Origin of the sequence: Streptomyces sp. NPDC097107 (genome assembly GCF_044762405.1) — a bacterium.
GTDB classification, from domain to species: domain Bacteria; phylum Actinomycetota; class Actinomycetes; order Streptomycetales; family Streptomycetaceae; genus Streptomyces; species Streptomyces thinghirensis.
Window position 1 is genome coordinate 584,138 of the sequence record NZ_JBIWEF010000003.1, and the last position, 16,690, is coordinate 600,827.

The window sequence follows — 16,690 nt, forward strand, 5'->3', positions numbered from 1 at the left end:
GCCGGGGCCTCGACGGGAACCCGCTGTGCGGCGGTTGCCATTCCCCCTCCGCCGTGCCGTGACCCGGGCAGGTCTCGGGTCAGCGGCGGTCAACCACCGGTGTGCAGGGCTGACGCCGCCTTTCGCGCTCCGAGGCGCGGTGGGCTTCCTCCACCATCAGCACGGACTTCCTCCCTCACGGTACGTCCGCCGTCGGCGTCCCCCGGGGGCGTCACGGGCTACCTTCAGTCACGCCGCCGGCTTCGACGCTGCGGGAGCGGACCAGCCCTGCCGCCCACCAGCCGCCCGCGCTCAGCACGAGCAGAGCACCCAGCGCGATCCACAGCCCCGGCGAGCCGGGGTCACCCAGGGACCCGCCGAGCCCGGTGTAGACGATCGTGCCCGGGATGATGCCCAGGGCCGTGGCCGTCACATAGGAGGGGAAGCGGACACCGGCCACCCCCGCCCCGTAGTTGACCACCGAGAAGGGAAACAGCGGCACCAGCCGCACGAGCAGCACGGCCACGAACCCGCGGCGTGTCAGGTAGGCGTCCAGCCGGGCCAGCCGCCCCGACCCGGCACAGCGGGAAACGACCGGACGCCCCAGCCAGCGGGCGAGACCGAACGACATGGCCGCACCCGCCGTCGCTCCCACGAGCACGGCCGCCACCCCCAGCGGCAGCCCGAACAGCGCCCCCGCGGAGGCGGTCAGTACAGAGCCGGGCAGCAGTGCCGTGACGGCCAGGGCGTAGCAGACAGAGAAGACGACCGGCCCCCACATGCCGAGCGAGCCGACCCACTGGCGCACGTCACGCAGCAGGTCCCCGCCTCCCAGCGCCACCCAGGCCCCGAGCGCGGCCAACAGGACCACGAGGAAGGCCAGCCGTATCCACGCCGCGCGCGCCGGCCTCCGCTCCACCCCGTCCGGCCCCGCGCCGGAACCCGCGCCGGTGCCGGGCAGCGTGGGCTCGGTAGCGGAGGAGGGGATTGACTGGTGGTTCATAGCGGCTCCTGTGACGGTGGGGCGGCGGCAAGTTCGGCCACCACGCGGCGCAGTGGCAGCTCCAGGCGTCGCCCTGGGGCCGCCCACCGTGCCAGGGAACGCTTGGCGGCCTGGGAGCGCTCCGGTGTCAGACCGGGCAGATACAGGGCGTCGGCCAGCAGGGCCGCCGCGTCGGCCGAGTCGATGGCGAGGGTGAAGACGCGCCGCTCGTCCGTGCGGACGCGAAAGCCCGCCGTGCGCAGCGCGGCGGGCAGCCCGTCGCGGGCCTGCGGGTTGGGCCACGGCTGGCGCAGGGCGCGCAGGGCTGCCATCACCCGGAGCCAGCCGAGCATGCCGGACGGGGAGAGCCCGGACTGGGAGGGCACCAGCGCCGCGACCATCCCGCCGGGCCGCAGTACGCGCCGGATCTCCCCGAGGACCTGCGGCAGGGGGGTGACGACCGGCAGGCACATGGCCGCGCAGACCGCCCCGGTGCTCCCGGAGGAGGCCGGGAGCGCGTCCGCACCGGCCCGGATCAGCGGTCCGCGGCCCCGGCGGGCCGCTTCGGCGAGTTCTGCCGCCGACAGGTCGATTCCGACCCAGTCGGCGTCCGGCAGTTCCTGACGGGTGGGTGCCGAGCCGCAGGCCAGATCGAGGACCGTGCCCTCGATACCGCGCAGCGGTTCGGCCAGCCAGGCGTAGGGGGAGGTATCGGCCAGGGCGAAGAGCTGCTCGGTGATCCCGGGGTGCGCCTGGTGGTAGGTGGCGATGAAGCGCCGCCAGCCGGGTTCGTCCATCCAGCCTTCGCCCCTCTTCCGTTCTTCCGATCCGTGGGGCTGCTCGCCCCCTGCGCTTTGCGTCGGGAACCCTGTCGGGCCGGTCCCCCATTCCGTTTTGGACACGCCGGTCCCGCACGGATGACGCGGGAGGGCCATCGTGACCGTGATCGTGGGGCTGGGAAAGGGAAGGACCCGGCTGTGTCAGCGGGTTTCCCCCACGTGCCACGATCGCACGCCGCCCGTCCCACGGCGGTGCACCGACTGGAGAGAGCCCGCACCATGAACAGGTACGACCTGGTGGTCATCGGCGGCGGAAGCGCCGGCCTGACCGCGGCCCGCACCGCCGGGCGCTTCGGCGCCCGGACGCTGCTCGTCGAGCGGGACCGGCTGGGCGGAGACTGTCTGTGGACGGGGTGCGTACCGAGCAAGGCACTGCTGCACGTCGCCGCCGACGTCCAGGCGGCCCGCCGAGCCGCTGCCTACGGGCTCCCGCCGGTGACCGGCCCGGCCGACCTCACGGCGGCCATGGCGGAGGTGAAACGGGCGATCGGCGCGATCGAACCGCACGACTCGGCCGAAGCGCTCGCCCCGTACGGAGTCGACGTCCTCCACGGCGCGGCGGCGTTCACCGGCCCGGGAAACCTGACCGCAGGCGAGCAGGAGGTTTCCTTCCGGTACGCGCTGATCGCCACGGGCTCCTCGCCGGTCCTGGCACCGGTCCCCGGCCTGGCCGAGGCCGGGCCGCTGACCAGCGACACCGTGTGGGAGTTGTCCGAACTCCCGCGCAGCCTGGTGGTGCTGGGCGGCGGGCCCATCGGCTGCGAGCTGGGGCAGGCGTTCGCCCGGCTCGGCTCGCAGGTCACCCTCGTGGAGGCGATGGACCGCCTGGTGCCCCGCGAGGAGCCCCGGGCGGCACAGGCGCTGCGCGAGCGACTGGAGGCCGAGGGCGTCACCGTGCTGACCGGCCACCGTGCCGAAAGTGTCGACGCCGGTGCCGTCCACGGACCCGGTGGCCCTCTCCCGTACGACGCGCTGCTGGCCGTCACGGGCCGCCGTGCCAACGTCCAGGGGCTCGGCCTGGCATCGGCCGGTGTGGAGCTGACCGACACCGGACACGTCCGCACCGACGACCGGCTGCGTACCACCAACCACCGGATCTACGCCGCCGGTGACGTGACCGGCCGTTCCGCGTTCACCCACCTGGGCGGCGCACAGGGCGGAGCGGTCGCCGCCGACGCTCTGCTGGGGGTGCGGCGCCCCGTCGACTATCGCGCGGTGCCCCGGGTGACGTTCACCGATCCCGAGATCGCCCGGGTCGGCCTCACCGCCGACGAGGCGCGCGAAGAGTACGGCGACAGCGCACGCGTCCACACGCTGGAGAACGACCGGGTCGACCGGGCGGTCGCCGACGGCCGCACCGAGGGCTTCACCACCCTGGTGCTGGGCCCGCGCGGGAAGATCGTCGGAGCCACGGTGGTGTCGCCGAGGGCGGGGGAGACCATCGCCCATCTGGCGGCGGCGGTGCGCCTGGGCTGGACGCCCTCGGACTACGCGCGCACCGTGCACCCCTATCCCACGTACGCCGACGGGCCCTGGCACACGGCCCTGGCCGATGTCTACGCCCGCCTGGCCCGGGGCAGCGGGCCCATCGGCGCGCTGCTGAAGCTCCGCAGAGGGGTGATCCGGTGATCCTCCGCGTCGTTGTGGGGTCCGTCCTCGCGGCGATGGCGCTGGGCCAGCTCGCCTCGTTCGACGCGATGCCCGCCATCCTGACCACCTACGGCCTGACGTCCAAAGCGGCCTCGACCGCTCTGGCCATGGCGTTGGTCGGCGCTGAGGCGGTGACGGCCGGCTGGTTCCTCGCCCGGCCCCGCTCCCGCGCCATCACGCCCGTCTGGCTGTACGCGGGTGTCGCCGTGGTGTGGTCGGTGCTGGCCGCCCAGGCGTTCGCGCGCGGACTCGACCTCGACAACTGCGGCTGCTTCGGGACGTACCTCGCCCAGCCGCTGCGCTGGTACGTCCTGGTCGAGGACGCGCTGATGCTGCTGTACGCCTGGCTGCTGTGGCGCGCAGTGCGTCGGGCCCGGCCCGACCCCCTCACTGACCGAACCTCGACGGCAGCCCCCACAGCGCAGGAGAACCACTGATGCGGATCATCGCGGCACTGCGCGACCTCGCATACGCCACCCGTCCCTACGACACCGAGTTCGCCACGGCCATGGAGCGCCGCTGGGCGGAACTCCCCGAGGCAGCCAAGACACCCGGCCAGATCCTCGGCCGGCACGGCGTCGGCTGCGAGGGCACCCACGGCATCTTCCCCAAGTGCAACCTCAAGTGCACCCCCTGCTACCACTCCCGGGACGCCAACCAGGTACGCGTCGACGGCCCGCACACCCACGAACAGCTCGCCGCACAACTGGGACTGCTGCGTGAGCTGCGCGGTCCGCGCGCCCACACCCAGCTCATCGGCGGCGAGGTCAGCCTGCTCACCCCCGACGACCACGCCACCGCGCTGGCGATCATGCGGGAGCACGGCCGGGAACCGATGAGCTTCACCCACGGCGACTTCGACGACGACTACCTCACCCAGCTCGCACTCGACCCGGACGGCACACGGCGCTTCGACCGGCTGTCCTTCGCCGCGCACTTCGACAAGTTCATGTACGGCCGACGCGGCATCGAACGCCCGCCCGACGAGCAGTCGCTGAACCCGTACCGGGCGCGGTTCGCCGCCATGTTCGCCCGACTTCGGCGCGAGCACGGGGTGCGGTTCTTCGTCGCCCACAACATGACCGTCACCCCGGGCAACCTCGACGAGGTCGCCGGCGTGATCCGCGACTGCCACGCCATGGGCTACGGCATGTTCTCCTTCCAGCCCGCCGCCTTCCTCGGCGACGACCGCCGCTGGAAGGAGAAATACCGCGAGGCGACCCCCGACGCGGTGTGGGCGGAGATCGAACGCGGCGCCGGAACCCGCCTGGACTACCGGGTCTTCGAGAACGGCGACGTACGCTGCAACCGCACCGCCTACGGCTTCTACACCGGCCGCCGGTGGTACCCGTTCCTCGACGGCGACGACCCGCGCGACCTCGCCGTACGCGACGCGTTCTTCCGCTACTTCGGACGGGTGACCTTCACCGGCACACCGCCCGCCCTCCTCTCCGCCAGGGTCCTGCGGGTGGTGGCCCGCCACCCGTCCACCGCGGTGACAGGACTGCGCTGGCTGACCCGCACCGCCCGCCGCGTCGGACTGCTGAGGCTGGTCCGCCACCGGATGCGGGCGCGCCCGGTCACCTTCGTCATGCACCAGTTCATGGACGCCAACGTCGTCGCCCCTGCCTGGGAGATGATGCAGCGCGGCGAAGAGGCCAAGGACCCGGAAGTGCTGGAGACCCAGGAGCGGCTGGCCGCCTGCCACTACGCCATGGCCCACCCCGACACCGGCACCCTGGTCCCCGCCTGCGTGCAGCACGCCGTACTCGACCCCGCCGAGAACGCGGCGCTGCGCACCCTGCTCCCGATCGTCGAAGTCCGCACCACCACCGACCGTGCGTCCGGCACGTCACCGAAGGAGAAGTAGCTCCATGCGCATAGGTGTGATCACCGGCTCCGGCAGCTACGACTGGCCCCACCTGGAAGGGGCCGCGGAGCGGACCGTCGTCACGGACCACGGCGAGGTCACTGTCACCGAAGGACGCCTGGGGGACGCGGAGATCGTCCAGCTGTCCCGGCACGGCGCCGGTCACCACCGGCTCTCCAACCAGGTCGGCCACAAGGCGAACCTCGCCGCCCTGCTGGCCTGCAAGACGGACGCCGTCGTCTCCTTCACCGTCTGCGGCTCCCTCGACCCGGACCTGCCGCCGGGCTCGCTGGTGGTCTTCGACGACCTGTACTTCCCCGCGAACCGGCTGCCCGACGGGACCCCCTGCACCTGGTACGACACCCCCGGAGAGGCCGGCCGCGGCCACTGGATCTTCGAGAAGCCCTTCAGCGAACCGCTGCGCCAAGCGCTGATCACGGCCGCCGGGCAGAGCGGGGTCCCGGTCGCGACGCAGGGCGTGTACGGGCACGTCGACGGCCCCCGTTTCAACTCGCGTCCGGAGGTGGCCGCGCTGGTCTCGGCCGGGGTCAGTGCCGTCAGCCAGACCGCGGGACCGGAGGTCGTGCTGGCCGGTGAGGCCGAGCTGCCCATGGCGCTGGTGGGTTTCGTCACCGACTACGCCAACGGCGTCGCCCCCGAACCGGAACCGGTACAGGCGTTGCTGGAGCGCATGGAGGTGAGCAAGGAGGTCTTCGCGGCACTGGCAGGGCACGCGCTGCCTTCCCTGAGCGCCGTCAGCGGGGCCGGTTTCGTCTACCGGTTCGACACGTGAGCGCCGTCGGCCACGGGGGCACCTCTGCGATCCTGGTCATGGCCAAGACGCCCCGGCCCGGCACAGTCAAGACCCGTCTGCATCCCCTGCTGGGCCCGCAGCGCTGCGCGGAACTCCAGGCCGAACTCATCCGCCACACCCTGGCCGTCAGCACCGCCCACACCCCGCGCACCTACCTCGCCTACGCTCCGGACGACGGCAAAGACGCCATCAGCACGGCGGTGCCAGCCGGTGTCCGGTTGCTGAGCCAGCGCGGTGAAGACCTCGGACAGCGCCTCGCCGCGGCCGTCACCGACGCCTTCGCTGACGGCGCGGGCCCGCTCCTGGTCATCGGCACCGACGCGCCGACCCTCACCGAGAACCATCTGAGCGCCGCCCTCACCGCCCTGCAACACCATGACGTGACGCTGGGCCCTGCACTCGACGGCGGCTACTACCTGCTCGGCCTGCGAGCACCCCACACCACGCTCTTCGCCCTCGACCCCGATGTCTGGAGCACGGACCGGGTACTCGCGGCGACCCGCGCCCTCGCCGCCGGCGAAGGACTGAGCCTGAGACTGCTGCGTCCACTGCGAGACCTGGACACCCCCGAGGACGCCGCCGTGCTCCTGACGGACCCAGCGCTGCCCACCCCGATCGCAGCCCTGCTCCAGCCCGAGGAGCGGCCATGACGCAGGTGTCGATCATCGTCCCGGTCCTGAACGAAGAAGCCACGATCCACGGTGCGGTGAGCCGCCTGCGCCGCGACTTCCCCGACTGCGAGCTGGTCGTCGTGGACGGCGGCTCCACCGACGCCACCGTCGGACTCGCCTCCCGCCACGCCACCGTGATCAGCAGTGAGCGCGGCCGGGCCAAACAGATGAACGAGGGCGCCCGGCACGCGTCCGGCGACATCCTGTGGTTCATCCACGCCGACACCGCCATCGAGCCCGAAGCCCTGGGCCAGATCCGGGCCGCGCTCGCCGACCCAACCGTGGCCGGAGGCGGGCTCACCCTCCGCTTCGACCGCCGCACACCCGCCCTGAACTACCTCGCGTGGACGTCCAACGCCCGCGCGCGGCGCCTCCACCACATCTTCGGCGACCAGGCCATGTTCATCCGCCGCACCGTCTTCGACTCCCTCGGCGGCTATCCCGACCTGGCCATCATGGAGGACCTGGAAATGTCGCGGCGTCTGCACCGCCGCGGCCAACTGCGCCTGCTGCCCGCCACCTCGACGGCCTCCGCACGCCGCCTGGTCACTCACGGGACCTGGCGGATGATCGCCTTCATGCAGTATCTGAAGCTGCTGTACTTCGCCGGCGTCGCCCCCGAAGCCATCCGCGCCCGCTACACCGCAGGCCCCCGCCTCCTGCCGAACAGAACCCCGAGAGCGGCACGAACCAGACGCAGCTGAACGCCCCCTTCTTCCGTTTCGCCTCGACACATTTGGAGACCGACCTCATGCGCATCGCAGTCTGTGGAGGGCCCTACGGGAACCCGCACGCTCTCCAGGCGTTCGTCGACGACGCCCGTGCCCGGGGCGCCGAGCGGCTGTTCTGCCTGGGCGACCTCGGCGGATTCGGCGCCGACGTCGACGCGCTGTGGCCGATCCTGAAAGACAACGACGTCGAGTGCGTCGCCGGGAACTACGACGTCGCCATCGCCCGCGGCGACACCGACTGCGGCTGCGGCTACCGCGACGCCAAGGACAACGAGTACGCCCAACTCATCTACGACCACACCCTCGCCACCACCGGCCGCGACTTCGCCGCCTGGATGGGTACCCTGCCCACCGAGCGCCGGGAGACCATCGATGGCGCAGACGTCCACATGGTCCACGGCTCGACCCTGGCGCTGAACGACTTCTGGTGGGAGTCGCTCCCCGAGGAGCAGCACCGCCTGCGGGCCGAGGCGTCCGGCGCCGATGTCGTGCTGTGCACCCACAGCGGCCTGCCCTGGCAGCGGCGCGTCGGCGACACGCTCGCCGTGAACGTCGGCGTGCTCGGCAAACCGGCCAACGACGGCCGCCGCGAGGTCTGGTACGCGATCCTGGACCTCGCCGACGGGCACGTCACAGCCGAGCTGATCCCACTGGCGTACGACTGGCGGGCGCAGGCCCGCTCGATGCGCGCCGCCGGTCTGCCCGAGATCTTCGCCGAGACCATCGAGACCGGCTGGTGGACCACCTGCCTGGAGGTCCTGCCGCCGCGCGAGCGTTCCCGGGGCCGGTACCACCTCTACCGCTCCACCCTGCCCTCCGGCTTCCGGCCGGCAGACGACGGCTGGGGAGAGACCACGCCCCAGGCCCTCCAGGGCGACCGGCCGGTGGTCCCGCTCTTCGGCACCCCCTATTTCCCGGCGCGCCTGTGGATCTACTCCAACTTCCACTGCAACCTGGCTTGCGACTACTGCGCGGTCGCCTCCTCCCCGAAAGCGGTCGCGCGCAGCCTGCCCATCGACACCTTCCGGACCCTCGTCGACGAGGCCGTACAGGCCGGGTTCACCGAGCTGTACCTCACCGGCGGCGAGCCCTTCCTCCACCCTGACATCGTCGGCCTCCTCGACTACGCCTCCGCCGAGTTGCCCACCGTCGTGATGACCAATGCGATGCTGCTGCGCGGCCGGCGCGCCGCCGGCCTCGCGGACCTGGCCGACCGCAAGCTCACCGTCCAGACGTCCCTGGACGGCGCCACCGCCCACACCCACGATCTCCACCGCGGTTCCGGCTCCTGGCAGCGCACCCTCGACGGCATCCGTCACCTGATCGGCCTGGGACTGCCTCCGCGCGTCGCACTCACCGAAACCCCGGAGAACACCCACGAGGTTCCCGCGGTCGCCGAGCTGCTGGCCGGACTCGGCCTGCCCGCCGACCACTTCGCCGTACGGCCGCTGCTGCGCCGCGGCTTCGCCGAGACCGGAGTGGAGATCGGCGAGGAGTCCAGCATCCCCGAACTGACCGTCACCGCCGACGGACTGCACTGGCACCCCGCCGGCGCCGACCTCGCCACCAGCCCCGATCTCCACCTCGCGCCCGCCGGGACGCCGCTCACCGCGGGCCAACGGCTGGTCACCGAGCAGTTCTTCGCCGCCCGTCTCACCGACGGCACCCTGCCCCGCCCCGTCCACTGCGCCATCTGAGACGTACGCGTTCCGAAAGGAAGTCGACCATGCAGCGACACGTCGCGATCCTGGGCGCCGGGCCCGTCGGCCTCGACGCCGCTCTCGCCTGCGCCGACGCGGGATGGGCGTTCACCGTCTACGAAGCCGGGGGGACAGTCGCCGCCCACGTGCGGGCCTGGGGCCATGTCCGCCTCTTCACTCCGTGGGGCCTGAACGTCTCGCGCCGGATGCGCACCCACCTGCCGGACGCGCCGACCGGTGACGACTGCCCCAGCGGGGCCGAACTGGCCACCCGCCTGCTCGACCCGCTCGCCGCACTGCCCGCCCTCGAAGGCCGGATCAGGCTACGCACCCGCGTGGCCGGCATCGCCCGCACCGGCCTCCTCAAGCACGAGCACATCGGCACCGACACCCGCGCCGCTGCCCCCTTCACCCTCCTCCTGGACACCCCCGACGGCGAAGACACCGCCGAGGCGGATCTCGTCCTGGACTGCACCGGCGCCCTTTCCCACCCCAACACCCTGGGCCCCGGCGGCATCCCCGCCCCCGGTGAACGCGCCCTCGCCGGCCGCATCACCCGTACCCTCCCGGACACCGGCGACGTCGGCCGCTGGACGGGCACCGTCCTGCTCGTCGGCGCCGGAAAGTCCGCCCAGACCGCGGCCCGCGACCTCGCCGCTCTGCCCAGCACCCGCGTCCAATGGGCGGTGCGCGGTACGGCTCCCGACTGGGGCGCCGTACCGGACGACACACTGCCCGGCCGCCAGCACCTCGTGGAGACCTCCCGGGCCCTCGCCGACGGCGCCAACGACCGCGTCACCGTCCGCACCGGCGCCCACGTCCGGGCCCTCAGCCCAGACGGTGACCGGATACGCGCCGCTCTCGCCACCGAAAGCGGCCCGCGCGAGATCGTGTGCGACCACGTCGTAGCACTGACCGGCTACACCGGCGATGCCTCCCTCTACCGGCAGTTGCAGGTCCACGAGTGCTACGCCACCGGCGCCCCCATGAACCTCTCCGCCGCCCTCCTCGGCTCCGCGGGCGGCGACTGTCTCGCCCAGCCGTCCGCCGGGATCGAGGCACTGCGCAACCCCGAGCCGCACTTCTTCATCCTGGGCGCCAAGTCCTACGGCCGCCTCAACACCTTCCTGCTGCGCACCGGATACCAGCAGATCGACCAGCTCACCGCCGGACGCCGCTGAACGAATCCGACTGAGTTCCGTTCGGTACACAGACCCCCCGGCCGAATCTGCTCATGATCACCGAGCAAGCGCGCTGCTCACCAGGCGCGGCTTCCGCTGTTTCCGCAGGTGCCAGTGCTCGTGAAGTCACGCTCCCCACAGCGGCGGTCGCTCCGGTGTCTCCTCCAGTCGCTCCGTCAGCCGCCGACATTGACGTCGATGCAGGCGTAGAACGCGTTGTCGGTGTCGGCGACGTTCCACACGGCGAGCACCTTCTGCTGTCCGGTGAGGCCGCCGAAGCCGACCTGGTGGTTCACGACTGCGCCCGGCTTGGCGCCGCCGTCGTCGAACAGCGCGATGCGCCGGCCGCCGGCGTAGTACTCCCACGTGCTGGTGGCGTGCTGCGCGGTGAGTTTCCACGAGAACGTCGCGTTCTTCGGCACCGGTGTGACGGCCCAGCCCCTTCCGTCGTCGTCCAGCTCCGCGAAGCGACTGTTGCCGCCACTGCAGCTGGTCAGGCCCTTGGGGCCTTCTACGCTCTGCGGCTCGTACGTGATGTCCCCGCAGGACACCGTACCCGCGGCGCACTGGGCCTGGCGGCTGGGCGGATCGGAGATGTAGCCGTGCGCGCTCGCCGAGGAGGCGTGGAGACTGACGGCGATGAGGTTGAAGGGCATGGTGAACGGCGAGAGGTCGTTGACGCGGTTGATCCAGCCCAGGCCGTCCAGGGCCTCCGCGCCCCCGGCACAGGTGCCGAGGGGCATGGGAAGCTCCGGCAGGGCCTGGGTGAGCAGCACGTCGTGCGTGGCGAAGTACCGTGCCAGGCTTCGAGCGACCCGGTTTCGGATCGTCAGAGAGGTGACGAACTGGGCGCCACTGACCCGCTGCCCGTAGGGGGAGCCGGCCAGGGTCACCGGCTCGAGGGTGGAGGAGTCGACGGGCCGGCCGAAGGCGGCAGCCAGTTCGCCGACCGAGGCCGCCAGGTTCGCCGTCAGCAGGCGGGCGTTGGCCAGGACGAACCCCTCCCAGTCCGCCCCGAGGCCGACCTCGGCCTCTTCCACCCGGTGGCCGAGGAATTCCAGCAGACGTACGGTGCGAGCGAGAGCGTCCGCCACCGGCGTGGTGGTGCGGCGTCCACCCCATGCCTGGGCGAGGACGCCGATCCGCAGCGAGCCCGGGTGGCGGGTGACTTCCTCCGCGTAGGGCCGGGACGGCTGCTGGGCGAAGTAGGGATCACCCGGTTCGGGGCCGCGGATCCGGTCGAGCAGTGCCGCACTGTCGCGAACGGTACGGCTTAGGCTGCCGTGCACGGCGAGGCCGCTGAAGACCTCGTCGGCGCCGGGGCCCATCGAGACCCGGCCCCGAGTGGGCTTCAGCCCGAAGAGGCCGTTGTGGGCGGCGGGTATGCGCAGCGAGTCGGCCGCGGCGGTGGCGTGTGCGACCGGGACCACCCCGGCAGCGACTGCCGCGCCCGCGCCTCCGCTGGATCCGCCCGCGCTCCGCTCCGGGTCCCACGGATTGCGGGTCGGACCGTACAGCTCCGGTTCCGTCGTGATGCTGTAGGCCGACTCCGGAGTCGCGGTACGCCCGAACGTCACGAGACCGGCCCGACGGAAGCGCAGCATCAGGGCGGAGTCGGTGCGGGCGACGTTGCCGGCCGCGAGACGGCTGCCCAGCTCCATTCGCCTCCCGGCCATGGAGACTCCGATGTCCTTGATCAGGAACGGCACCCCGGCCAGCGGCGAACCGCCCGGGAGAGGCTCGCTGTCGGCCGGCCAGGTCTCCACGACGGCGTTGATCCGGCCGTTGACCGCCCGACTGACCGCTGCGGCCTCAGTTCCGTTCCGGCGTCAGCTCGGCGTGGACATCGGCGGTGTCCTCACTCGGGGTGAGCGTTGCGCCGTTGCCGCGCAACGCCGCGAGTGCGGCTGTGTTGTGCACCGTGGTGTCCGCGACCACGGACCGCGCACCGGCCTCGGCGGCTTCGCCGAGGAGCATGCGGAGTGCGGCGCCGCCTATCCCGCGCCCGCGTTGGGAACGGGCGAGCCACATGCCCGTCTCCAGGACTTCCCGGCTGCCCCGGACTGCCAGCCGGGCCGACCCCACTGTCCTCCCCTCGTGGACGATCGCGAAGGTGGATTCCCGGAGCGGGCCGGCCAGCCCGGGGCGCCGGGCGCGGTGCCACGCCCGGAAGGCTTCCTGCCGCATCGGCGTCCACCCGGGCGGACCGGCCACAGGAGGCATGACCTCGGCGGGCTCCGCGTCCTCGACGGCCACGGCGAGGAGCTCCTCAAGACGCACCTCGTCCACCTGCCGCAGTTCCACCCGGCCGACCACATCGGCTCCCTCCAGCGCGCGTTGGACACCGGTCGCCGATCCTAATGCCGGTGGCGAAGGCGTACCGGACGGATCAGCGCGCGACCCGGGGAACACGCTTCTCCCAGGTGCGCCGGAAGACGATGTCCTCGCCGTCGCGGCACACCACCTCGTTCGAGGTGACGAAGTCATCCGCGTCGCAGGTGATCTCCGACCGGGTCTCGACCCGCACGTCCCACGCACGTTCCGGCCGGCGCAGCCGGACGGTCCAGTCGGACCTGGCCCGCGCCGAAAGCGGGTCGTCCTCCCTGATGGTGTAGGTCTCCAGCGCGTCCTCGGTGAACTCCAGGCCGTCCGGGTACACACGCGTCCCGCCGTAGCGCGGATCCACCTCCAGCCGCCACTCGCCCTTGGCCACGTCGCGCACCACGAGACGCTCCGGGAACTCCTCCTCCTGGGCCGCCGGCACCGCGACGCGCAACGGCTCCGACTGCTCGGGCGGCTCGAAGCGGATGCCGGTGTCCTCGGGGTGTTCCCCCGCGTCGCGCACCGGCAGCGCGAGTGCCGAGCCGGCCGGTTCCAGGACGAAGCCGTCGGAACCCGCCTGCGGCCAGATCCACGGCCAGTAGGCGGAGGAGACGGCGAGCCGGATGCGGTGCCCGGCCGGGAAGGTGTGGCCGATGCCGTTGAGCTGGAAGGTGACCGTCTCCGTGGCGCCGGGCTGCCAGGGAACGTTGCGGTCCCGGCCCTGGCGCGCGGCCAGGTTGAGGGCGCCGCGGGTCACCAAGGTCGAAGACCCGTCCGGCGCCACGTCGCAGAGCCGGGCGACGGCCTGCCCGTACGGTACGTCCATCCGAAGGCGCAGGGTCAGTTCGGGACGCCCGAGGATCTCGACGGGGCCGTCGGCGACGGGGAACTCGAAGCACGCCGAGCGGGCGTCCTCCTCGCGCTGGTCGGGCGGCAGGTCGGCGTCGTTGCCGAAGGGGAAGAACCGACCGGCGTCGACACCGGTGTGCTGCGGGGAGCGTACGACGACCGGGTCGCCCCCGAGGGCGTGCGGCGTGGGGGTGACGTAAGGGGACGGCCAGGCCGGGTCGCCGACCCAGCGGCCCGGCAGTTCGGGGTAGACGGTGGCCGGCCGGTGCGACTCGCTGATCCAGGAGCGGAGCAGCGGTTCGTCCATGACGCCGTTGTCCACGCCCTTCAGGTGCCGGTCCCACCAGCGCAGCGTCTCCTGGAGGAAGCCGATCGCCGGCCCCGGCGGCAGGCCGCGGTCCGGATACTGGTGGGACCAGGGACCGATCAGCCCCCGCACCCGTTCGTTCGGCAGATGCTCCACGAGCCGGAGCACGGTGTCCCGGTACGGGTCGTGCCAGCCGCCCACGGCGAGGACGGCGGCGTCGATCGCGGAGTAGTCCTCGCAGACGCTGCCGTGCTTCCAGTAGTCGTCGCGCAGCTGGTGGGCGAGCCAGGTGTGGATGAACGGGTCGACGGCCTCCAGCCGTCGCAGCCACATCTCCCGCCACTCCTGACCGGCGTACTCCGGGTCCGGCGGGCGGCAGACGAACGCCAGCATGGTGGAGGCCCAGGCGTGCATGTCGACGCCGAGCACCGAGCCGCCCATGTAGTGCACGTCGTTGTCGTACCGGTCGTCGGCGGAGCAGACGGTGACGACGGCCTTCAGCGGTTCGGGGGCGAGCGCGGCGATCTGGAGCGAGTTGAAGCCGCCCCAGGAGATGCCGAACATGCCCACGCTGCCGTTGCACCAGGGCTGCGCGGCCAGCCACTCGACGACCGCGACACCGTCGGCCAGCTCGGTGGCGTCGTACTCGTCGCCCGGCAGGCCGTCGCTGTTGCCGTGCCCGCGCACGTCGACGCGGACGGAGGCGTAGCCGTGCCCCGCGTACCAGGGGTGGCGCTGGCTGTCGCGGGGCGCGGTCCAGTCGCTGAGGCGGTACGGCAGGTACTCCAGCAGTGCCGGTACCGGCTCATCGGTGACCGGCCGCCAGATCCGCGCGTAGAGCCGGGTGCCGTCCGGCAAGGGGACGCGGATGTCGTCGTGGGTCGTCTCGTACGGGAAGTCCGTGCGGATGTGCATGGGGCGGTACCTTCCGGCAGGCCGGGTGGTCAGTGAACGGGGTGCATCGTGCGCCGCAGCCACGGCGCCAGGGCTACGACGGCCAGGCCGAGGACAACGGCGATGGCGCCGTTGACGCCGAAGTACGCGGGGTGCGACACGTCGTCGTAGATCTTCACCACCTGGGCCTGGATGCCGTTGGCGAGGGCCAGGGAGAGGAACCACAGGGCCATGGTCTGGCTGGAGAACGCCTTCGGCGCCAGCTTGCTGCTGGCCGAGAGACCTGACGTCTCCAGGAGCACGTCGCCGAGACCGAGCAGCAGGTAGGAGCCGACGATCCACCAGGCGGCCATTCGGTAGTCGGTGCCCTCGTGCCCGGAGGTGGGCACCACCATGAGCAGGAACGACAGCCCGCCGAGGACGACCCCGAGCGCGATCTTGTTCGAGGCGTGCGGCTGGCGGCGGCCCATCCGTACCCAGACGGCCGCGACCACGGGGGCCAGCGCCACCTCGAAGGCGCCGAGCGCGGAGGCGTACCAGCTGGACGGGAAGTCGAAGCCGAGGATCGTGGTGTCGGCGTTCGTCGACGCGAGCAGCATCATCGTCGAGTACGCCTGGAAGAGGATGAAGTTGAAGACCACCGAGGCGAGGAAGAGGACGATGTAGGGACGCAGCCGCCCGCGTTCCTCCGCGGTGACCCGGGGACTGGTGAACATGATCCAGAAATAGACGACCGGTGCGATCACCGAGACGACCGTGAGGACGTCGACGAACCGGCCCATGGTGAGCCGGCCGGCGCCCGCGAGCACGCCGCACAGCACGGCGAAGGCCAGACCCCCGGCGACCATCAGCCACACGGCCCGGCGCATGGCGGCCGGGGCCAGTGCGAACTCGGCGGCGTGCTTGCGGCCGGCGAGATGACGGCGCCCGGCGATGTACTGGATCAGCCCCAGCGTCATCCCGAGGGCGGCGGCCGAGAAGCCCCAGTGCCAGCCCTGGTGTTCGCCGAGCCAGCCGGTGATCAGCGGACCGGCGAAGGCGCCGATGTTGATGCCCATGTAGTACAGGGCGAAGCCGGCGTCACGGCGGTCGTCGTCGGTGCGGTAGAGCTTGCCGACCATGGCGGCCACGTTGGGTTTGAGCAGGCCGGTGCCGGCGCTGATCAGGCCCAGGCCGACCCAGGTCATGGCGGCGGTGGGCACGGCCATGGAGTAGTGGCCCAGGGCGATGAGGATGCCTCCCCACAGGACCGCCCGGTAGGAGCCGAGGATGCGGTCGGCGAGCCAGCCGCCTCCGACGGAGACCAGGTAGACGAGGGTGCCGTAGGCGGCCGACACGGATGCGGCGGTGCCGGCGTCCATGCCCAGGCCCTCGTTCGCCACCGAGTCGGCGAAGTACAGGACCAGGATCGCCTGCATGCCCAGGAACGAGAACCGCTCCCAGACCTCCAGGGCGGACAGCGTGAGCAGGCCCTTCGGCTGCCCGAAGAAGGCGCGGTCGTCCTGCGCCGGAGGCTGCTCGTCGTCGGCTGCCTTGGGATGAGCACGGTCTGTCATGGGTCCTGTCGCCGGTCGGGGGTGCTGGACTGCTGTACCGCAGAACTGGCGTATACGGAACATACCGACACCCGTTCGCGACGCGCACAGCGACATGACAGTCAGTCCCACGTCGCCGCTCAGGAGATCAGGGATCACCCCCACTTCGCAAATGCGTACGTCGCCGTTCCCGCTGGAGGCGGGAGTGTCGGTGCTGGTGGATACCCCACTGACGCCGGCCCGACGGGAACGGATGAGGGCAGGCAGGTAGCCCACCCCCTACCGAGGTATCACCCCCGACCTGGCTCCCCAGTGTGACGCGCAGCCTCCAACCGCCTTCCTACCTTCCTCCCCGTCACCACGGAC

Annotated in this window: 14 protein-coding genes and 1 pseudogene; 8 read left to right on the top strand and 7 right to left on the bottom strand. The window is 72.0% G+C overall.

From position 1 onward, the window contains the following. Positions 1–211: 211 nt before the first annotated feature. Positions 212–982 carry a TVP38/TMEM64 family protein gene (locus tag ACIQ1J_RS09950; RefSeq protein WP_403555709.1) on the bottom strand — a complete coding sequence of 257 codons (771 nt, stop codon included), beginning with the start codon at positions 980–982 and terminating at the stop codon, positions 212–214. Then, a complete protein-coding gene (locus tag ACIQ1J_RS09955; protein WP_403555711.1) occupies positions 979–1,758 on the bottom strand; it encodes a class I SAM-dependent methyltransferase in 780 nt (259 codons plus the stop codon). The genes ACIQ1J_RS09950 and ACIQ1J_RS09955 overlap by 4 nt, the downstream gene beginning before the upstream one ends. Before the next feature lie 261 nt (positions 1,759–2,019). Between ACIQ1J_RS09955 and ACIQ1J_RS09960 the strand changes: the two genes are divergently transcribed. The 8 genes from ACIQ1J_RS09960 to ACIQ1J_RS09995 are packed head-to-tail and all read left to right on the top strand — an operon-like array spanning position 2,020 to position 10,417. Next, positions 2,020–3,429 (top strand): dihydrolipoyl dehydrogenase family protein, encoded by a 1,410-nt coding sequence (locus ACIQ1J_RS09960; RefSeq protein ID WP_403555713.1) that lies wholly within the window; start codon positions 2,020–2,022, stop codon positions 3,427–3,429. Continuing rightward, positions 3,426–3,887: a MauE/DoxX family redox-associated membrane protein gene (locus ACIQ1J_RS09965; RefSeq protein WP_403555715.1), complete on the top strand. Its 462-nt coding sequence runs from the start codon at positions 3,426–3,428 to the stop codon at positions 3,885–3,887. The genes ACIQ1J_RS09960 and ACIQ1J_RS09965 overlap by 4 nt, the downstream gene beginning before the upstream one ends. Next, positions 3,887–5,320: a radical SAM domain-containing protein gene (locus tag ACIQ1J_RS09970; RefSeq protein ID WP_403555717.1), complete on the top strand. Its 1,434-nt coding sequence runs from the start codon at positions 3,887–3,889 to the stop codon at positions 5,318–5,320. The genes ACIQ1J_RS09965 and ACIQ1J_RS09970 overlap by 1 nt, the downstream gene beginning before the upstream one ends. Before the next feature lie 4 nt (positions 5,321–5,324). Further along, positions 5,325–6,113, top strand: coding sequence for an MTAP family purine nucleoside phosphorylase (locus ACIQ1J_RS09975; RefSeq protein WP_403555719.1), 789 nt, complete (start codon positions 5,325–5,327; stop codon positions 6,111–6,113). Positions 6,114–6,151: 38 nt separating this feature from the next. Next, a complete protein-coding gene (locus tag ACIQ1J_RS09980) occupies positions 6,152–6,784 on the top strand; it encodes a TIGR04282 family arsenosugar biosynthesis glycosyltransferase (RefSeq protein ID WP_403555721.1) in 633 nt (210 codons plus the stop codon). Then, positions 6,781–7,509, top strand: a complete 729-nt coding sequence (locus tag ACIQ1J_RS09985; protein ID WP_403555723.1) for a TIGR04283 family arsenosugar biosynthesis glycosyltransferase — start codon at positions 6,781–6,783, stop codon at positions 7,507–7,509. The genes ACIQ1J_RS09980 and ACIQ1J_RS09985 overlap by 4 nt, the downstream gene beginning before the upstream one ends. Positions 7,510–7,556: 47 nt before the next feature. Continuing rightward, the gene (locus ACIQ1J_RS09990; RefSeq protein WP_403555725.1) at positions 7,557–9,233 is read left to right on the top strand and encodes a radical SAM protein; all 1,677 of its coding nucleotides are present in this window, start codon (positions 7,557–7,559) and stop codon (positions 9,231–9,233) included. A 29-nt stretch (positions 9,234–9,262) separates the two neighbouring features. Further along, positions 9,263–10,417: an FAD-dependent oxidoreductase gene (locus ACIQ1J_RS09995; protein WP_403555727.1), complete on the top strand. Its 1,155-nt coding sequence runs from the start codon at positions 9,263–9,265 to the stop codon at positions 10,415–10,417. A gap of 176 nt (positions 10,418–10,593) precedes the next feature. Here ACIQ1J_RS09995 and ACIQ1J_RS10000 read toward each other — a convergent pair whose 3' ends face one another. From ACIQ1J_RS10000 to ACIQ1J_RS10020, 5 genes and pseudogenes are all read right to left on the bottom strand, one after another. Next, positions 10,594–11,073, bottom strand: a complete 480-nt coding sequence (locus ACIQ1J_RS10000; protein WP_403555823.1) for a lytic polysaccharide monooxygenase auxiliary activity family 9 protein — start codon at positions 11,071–11,073, stop codon at positions 10,594–10,596. Continuing rightward, positions 11,059–12,219 (bottom strand): annotated as a pseudogene (locus tag ACIQ1J_RS10005) (amidase); the annotation flags it as partial. The pseudogene ACIQ1J_RS10005 and the gene ACIQ1J_RS10000, both read right to left, overlap by 15 nt. A 10-nt stretch (positions 12,220–12,229) precedes the next feature. Further along, positions 12,230–12,733 (bottom strand): GNAT family N-acetyltransferase, encoded by a 504-nt coding sequence (locus ACIQ1J_RS10010; protein WP_403555729.1) that lies wholly within the window; start codon positions 12,731–12,733, stop codon positions 12,230–12,232. 73 nt (positions 12,734–12,806) lie between these two features. Next, positions 12,807–14,810 (bottom strand): CocE/NonD family hydrolase, encoded by a 2,004-nt coding sequence (locus tag ACIQ1J_RS10015; RefSeq protein ID WP_403555731.1) that lies wholly within the window; start codon positions 14,808–14,810, stop codon positions 12,807–12,809. Positions 14,811–14,839: 29 nt separating this feature from the next. Further along, complete coding sequence (locus tag ACIQ1J_RS10020; protein WP_403555733.1) at positions 14,840–16,345, bottom strand: peptide MFS transporter; 1,506 nt, start codon at positions 16,343–16,345, stop codon at positions 14,840–14,842. Between the last annotated feature and the right edge of the window lie 345 nt (positions 16,346–16,690).

Bases quoted from the DNA above. Each gene is read 5' to 3' on its own strand.
- ACIQ1J_RS09975 (WP_403555719.1), top strand. From the start codon at position 5,325: ATGCGCATAGGTGTGATCACCGGCTCCGGCAGCTACGACTGGCCCCAC.
- ACIQ1J_RS09970 (WP_403555717.1), top strand. From the start codon at position 3,887: ATGCGGATCATCGCGGCACTGCGCGACCTCGCATACGCCACCCGTCCC.
- ACIQ1J_RS10000 (WP_403555823.1), bottom strand. From the start codon at position 11,073: ATGCCCTTCAACCTCATCGCCGTCAGTCTCCACGCCTCCTCGGCGAGC.
- ACIQ1J_RS09960 (WP_403555713.1), top strand. From the start codon at position 2,020: ATGAACAGGTACGACCTGGTGGTCATCGGCGGCGGAAGCGCCGGCCTG.
- ACIQ1J_RS09950 (WP_403555709.1), bottom strand. From the start codon at position 982: ATGAACCACCAGTCAATCCCCTCCTCCGCTACCGAGCCCACGCTGCCC.
- ACIQ1J_RS09985 (WP_403555723.1), top strand. From the start codon at position 6,781: ATGACGCAGGTGTCGATCATCGTCCCGGTCCTGAACGAAGAAGCCACG.
- ACIQ1J_RS10020 (WP_403555733.1), bottom strand. From the start codon at position 16,345: ATGACAGACCGTGCTCATCCCAAGGCAGCCGACGACGAGCAGCCTCCG.
- ACIQ1J_RS09990 (WP_403555725.1), top strand. From the start codon at position 7,557: ATGCGCATCGCAGTCTGTGGAGGGCCCTACGGGAACCCGCACGCTCTC.
- ACIQ1J_RS10015 (WP_403555731.1), bottom strand. From the start codon at position 14,810: ATGCACATCCGCACGGACTTCCCGTACGAGACGACCCACGACGACATC.
- ACIQ1J_RS09955 (WP_403555711.1), bottom strand. From the start codon at position 1,758: ATGGACGAACCCGGCTGGCGGCGCTTCATCGCCACCTACCACCAGGCG.
- ACIQ1J_RS09980 (WP_403555721.1), top strand. From the start codon at position 6,152: ATGGCCAAGACGCCCCGGCCCGGCACAGTCAAGACCCGTCTGCATCCC.
- ACIQ1J_RS09995 (WP_403555727.1), top strand. From the start codon at position 9,263: ATGCAGCGACACGTCGCGATCCTGGGCGCCGGGCCCGTCGGCCTCGAC.